The 5,395-nt window shown below is 71.4% G+C and carries 2 protein-coding genes; one reads left to right on the top strand and one right to left on the bottom strand.

The window, feature by feature from the left end:
* Nucleotides 1–526 precede the first annotated feature (526 nt).
* The gene (locus BM076_RS35415; RefSeq protein ID WP_407640756.1) at nt 527–3,064 is read left to right on the top strand and encodes a DEAD/DEAH box helicase; all 2,538 of its coding nucleotides are present in this window, start codon (nt 527–529) and stop codon (nt 3,062–3,064) included.
* A gap of 973 nt (nt 3,065–4,037) precedes the next feature.
* Here BM076_RS35415 and BM076_RS35410 read toward each other — a convergent pair.
* A partial coding sequence (locus BM076_RS35410; RefSeq protein ID WP_143120738.1) for an FAD-dependent oxidoreductase occupies nt 4,038–5,395 on the bottom strand: 1,358 nt, incomplete at its 5' end.

The following is a 5,395-nucleotide window of genomic DNA, read 5'->3' as shown; positions in this document are numbered from 1 at the left end:
CCCGCGGAGCGGGTACCACATCGCTGCGCGATGTGCAAACGAAACGCTTCGCTTCGCTCAGCTTGACCGCGCTTCGCGCGGTCTGGCCGGCTTCGCCGGCCTCAGCCCTTTCGCTCCGCTTCAGGGTTGAGGCTTCGTCAAGACAGCCGCTGCGCGGCTGTCTTGACGAAGCCAGCCCCTCGCTTCGCTCGAGGCACGCGGTGTGCTCCGCACTCCGCGATGGGCTGGCTAGAGGGGGGTCTTCTTTGGGTGACCTGTCAGGGGGGCGTGGGGTGGGTCGAATTCCCGGGATCGGTGCGGGCGCGGCCGATGCGGCGCGTTGTTTGCGTGGTCTCTGTTCTCGGCGGTTTCCGGTGGGGCTCCCCTGTCGTCGATTGGGTCCGGGGTCTTGGATCAGTGTGGCTGGTTCGTATGGAGAGAGAAGTGCGTCAAAATTTGTCTGCGCTAGGGTCTGGAATAAGAGGTGAGTCCCTTGACGTATCGGTCGGGGGTTCTTGTCGAGTTGGTATGAGGGAGCGTCACGATCATGGCGGCGGTAGTCGGGAGTGCGGTCGTGGGGATGGAGCCGCTTCCGCATCAGGTCGAGGCGTCCGATGCGGCGGTGCGAAAGCTTGAGCTGCGGCCTGGTCGGAGGATGCCTGCTCGGGGTCTGCGGACCCAGGTCATCGCGGCGACCGGGTCGGGTAAGACGTTCATGGGTGTTCTGACGGCGCGGAAGTTGCGGGCGGGTCGGGTTCTGGTGCTGGTGCCGACTTTGGATCTGCTGGTGCAGACGGCTGACGCGTGGCGGGCTGGTGGGCGTACGGGGCTGTTCTACGGGGTGTGCTCGCTGCGGGCGGAGGAGGCACCGGGGCTGGCGGCGTGCACGACGGATGTGGAGGAGCTGGTGGCGTGGACGCGGGGGCTGGAGCAGGTGACGGTGTTCGCCACGTATGCCTCGGTGGGGCTCGGTACGCTCCAGCGGGCGCATGAGGCGCGGCTTTCGTCCTGGTCGCTGGTGGTGGTCGACGAGGCGCACCGGACCAGTGGGAGGGGCGGTAAGCCGTGGGCGGCGGTCCATGACAATGTGCGGATTCCGGCTGACCGGCGGTTGTACATGACGGCGACGCCGCGTGTGTGGGAGGTGCCGGAGGGCGGGGAGGGGGGAAGCGGTGCGTCGGTGCTGGTGGCGAGTATGGATGACGATCCGGACGGTCTGTTCGGTGAGGTGGCGTACCGGCTGACGCTGTCGCAGGCCCGGGATATGGGGCTGGTGGCGGCGTATCAGGTGGTGTGCGTGGATGTCGCCGATCCCGGGCTGGGGGCGGCCGTGCTGCTGGGGGTGCAGGCCCGGTCGGACCGTGTGCGCGGGGCGCGGCTGGCGGCGTTGCAGACCGCTGCGGTGAGGGTCGCGGCCGAGCGGGGGCTGCGCAGGATGCTGACGTTCCATTACCGGACCAGTGAGGCCGAAGCGATGGCGGCCGGGGTGCCGGCGGTGGTGCGGCGGTTGTGGGAGGACGATCCGCAGGGGGGCCTTGATCCGGGCCGGGTGTGGGCGTCGTGGCTGTGCGGGGAGCACACGGCCACGCACCGCAGGACGATGCTGGCCGCGTTCGCGGACCCGGTCGGCGGACGGCACGGCGGCGGGGGTGGCGGGCTGGTGCCGATGCGGTTGAGGCTGCTCAGCTCGGTACGGATCCTCGGGGAGGGCGTCGACACGCCGGGGTGCGATTCGGTGTTCTTCGGGGACGTACGCGGGTCGGCCGTCGACATCCTGCAGATCGTCGGCCGGGCGCTGCGCATGAAGCCGGGCGAGGGCAAGGTCGCCAGTCTGGTGGTGCCGGTCTTCCTCGCTCCCGGTGAGGACCCCGACGCCATGCTCACGTCCCGGGGCTACAACGCCCTGGCCAAAGTGCTCGCCGCGCTGCGCGGCCACGACGCCGACACCGTCGAGGCCCTGGCACAGCAGCAGGCGCCCAGCCGGAGCCGGAAACAGCCCGCCGCAACCGGCGCGGACGGCGCTGGGGACGGGGACGCGGACGGGGAGGGGGGCCTGTCGGCTCCGGCACGGAATCTCCTGTGCTTCTCCACGCCCCGGGACCCGGCGGTGCTGGCGCAGTTCATCAGGCTCCGCGTTCTGCGCCCCGAGAACACGCACTGGCGTCAGGGCATCCAGGCCGCCACCCGGTACGCCAAGGACCACGGCGGCCTGAAAGTCCCCTACGCGTTCACCACGCCACAGGGCTGGGACCCGGCGGGTTTCCCGCTGGGGACGTGGATCGCGGACCGGCGCAGGCTCTACAACGCCGGTCAGATGAAACCTGCACGCGCCCAGGAGCTCCAAGACCTCGGCATGATCTGGTCGCATTGGGACACCGCCTTCGCCGAAGGGCTGTCCGCGGCACGGGCATGGGCCGCGGAACACGGGCATCTGCTGCCACCGGCCACCGCCGTCTGGAAGGGCTTCCCCGTCGGGGTGTGGATGAAGAACCAGCGCACTGCAGGCCGGAAGGCGATGCAGATCCAGGCACGCCGCCAGCAGGGCCTGCCGCCCGGCTCCGCCGCCGGGGCACTGACCGAGGAACGCCGCGACGCCCTGGAGGCGATCGACCCGAGCTGGTGCCCCGCCTGGCCGGTCGCCTGGCAGCGCTCCTACCGGCTGTGCCGGGGCCTGATCGAGAACGGCACCGCACCGCCCACCGCACCCGGACAGATGACCGTGCAGGGCGAAGATCTCGGAGCATGGGCACACACGCAGCGCCTGCACTGGGACCAGCTTCTGCCCGCACAACAGTGGATGCTCGAACACATGCTCCGGCTCCGCCCGGCGGAGCCGGACGAGCAGCCGACCGCGCCCCGTACACAGGCCGACAAGTGGGCCGTAAATATCCGGGCCGCCACACAGTTCCACACCCGCGAAGGCCACCTCCGCGTGCCCCGCAAGGCCGTCGAGCAGCTGACCGAGCCGGACGGGACCGTGACCGAGGTCCGGCTGGGCACCTTCCTCGACAACGCCCGCCGCCGAGCCGGCAATCTCACCCCTGAACGACGCGCGGAACTGACCGCGCTCGGCATGCGCTGGTAGACAAGCAGCACCCCAAGGTCCGGGCCCGCACTGTCCTGCCTGCTGCACGCCCGGCCGACGCCCGACGGGGTCGTCAGTACGTGCGACGGCAGCCCGAGCGGGACACGTCTCCCGGCCCCGGGCAGTGCAGTTCTCGTCGAGCAATTGACGACGGCCGTCTCAGCACCACCGGAGAGTTCGATGCTGAACCCTTCGCTCATGGTGGTGCTCCCGGGTGCCGGCGGCCGTAAAAGAACTGCGCGAGCCGCACACCACCGTGCTCCCGTTCCCGGCGCTGGGACAGACTCACCACACGCCGCCGGCCGCGTGCACAACGCCGCTCGCCGATACCGAACGACCGGCAGCGAAACAGACCGAACCCGGAATCCGGCTGCTGTCCTACGTCATCGCGGACAGTACCGTCACATCACCAGCAGCCGCATCAGTCCGCGCGGCAGCGGCGGAGCCCAGCACCACACCGGCCACCAGAGCAGTCGCCAGGAAAGCCGTGCGCATGTCCGGCACCTTCCTCCTCCACCGAACGAACCTCGCCGAACGTCCCCGAGCGACCGGCACCGTCCTGCCCCGGCCACCGCAGGCAAAGGCCACACACCAACAACCCGCAACCGGCAACCGGCCGGCCGGTCCTTACAGGTCCGGGCCCGTCGTGCCGGAAAGGCACGGACAACAGCCCGCCGCAGAACCGCGCACCGCACGGCAGACGGTCGGCGGTCGGCGGACAGCACGCAGGCCCCCTCTCCGAACACCAGCGATCAGCGCCACCGCCCCTGCACCGCCAACCCGCCGTACCCCGACCACAGAAACCAGGCCAACCCCACGCCCAGCCCGGCAGCCGCCGCGCCCCCCAGACGCACGAAGACATTCCAGCCAGCCGCAACGGCCTATCCCGGCGGCACCACACCCTTCCGGCGAGCGCCGGACGGGACGCCGTCAGCCGCAATAACGGGCCCCGAACCTCGGCGCCGGGGCACCGTCAGCCGTAGCAGCGGATCTCGAACACCGCGGGCGGGACGTCGCCGTGACAGGCGTGGAGTTCCAGCGCGAGGTCGTCGGTGGTCACCGGGGTGTCCAGGACGATCACGTTGCGGGTCTGGTGGTTGCCGCGGCGCTCGGTGATGACGCGGCCGGCGGCGCGGATCGTGTAGTCGCGGACGCAGAAGGGGACCGCGCGCTCGGGGTGGTCCCACAGGACCGATTCCATCGCGTGGTCGTGGTCGGTGTCGAAGGCCAGGTGGATGCGGGTGATCGTCCGGGGTTCGGGCCAGCGCAGGTGGAGGGTGGGGTGGGGGTCGTGGGGGGCGGCGGCCCAGGCGTTGGGGCGGTCGGTGGGGCGGGCGTGGCCGGTGTGCAGGGACGTGGCGGGCCAGGCGCGCAGTGGCGGGTCGATGGTCAGGGCGAGGTTGCGGCCGGCGGGGCGGCGTTCGGGGGTCCAGAACTCCACGCGGGGGCGGCCGACGGCGGGGTCGGCGTCCTGGGCGGAGGCGTTGCGTACCGCCAGCAGCCCCGTCACGCGGGCCGACGTGGTGCGGACCGCCACGTGGTCGTTGCGCAGGGCGGTGAGGAAGACGTACCGGGGGTGGTCCAGCACCGCGTCTGCGTCGATCTTGACCGGCTGTCCCTGGCCCGGGGCGAGTGCGATGTCCCGGGCGGCAAGAACCGTGTCGGGGGTGTAGTCGCCGGGGCCGCTGCCGGTACGGATCTCCACCCGGAGTGTGGTGGGGGCGGTCACGTCCACGGTCAGGGTGAACTGCGGTATCCGGCCTGCGGGCAGGGGCAGCAGCTGGGCGCGGGAGAAGTCCAGCGGCACCGGCGGGCCGTCGGCGGGCAGGACCGCCGCCTCCAGCTCGCTGGAGGCGTCCGGTTCCGCCTCCGCGGTCAGGTCGTCGGGGTCCTCCAGCGGCACACCGGGGATGTGCTGGCCGGTGCGCAGCAGGTCACGCTGCAGCGCCCGCATCCGGCCGGGCTCGGTCAGGTCGGCCGGGGCCAGGCCGTCGCGTGCGCACACCGCCGCTGCCAGGCCCGCCGCCTGCCCGGCCTGGGCGCACGTGGCCATCACCCGGGTGGAGGCGAACGCCACGTGCGAGACGCTGATGATCCGGCCCGCCAGGAGCAGGTTCGGCACGTCGCGGCTGACCAGGCACCGGTAGGGGATCTGGTAGACGCCGCGGGCGTGGATGTGGTTGCTGCCCGGGTGCTCGCTGAAGACCCCGTCGGCGGGGTGGAGGTCCAGTGACCAGCCTCCGGAGGCGATCGCGTCGGGGTGGGTGTGCCAGCCGACGATGTCCTGCTGGCGGAGCATGTACAGGCCCTCGAAGCGGCGGGATTCGCGTT

Source organism: Actinacidiphila alni (assembly GCF_900112845.1).
Classification (GTDB): domain Bacteria; phylum Actinomycetota; class Actinomycetes; order Streptomycetales; family Streptomycetaceae; genus Actinacidiphila; species Actinacidiphila alni.
Note: the sequence above shows the minus strand (reverse complement) of the source record. Positions and strands in the feature narration are given on the sequence as shown.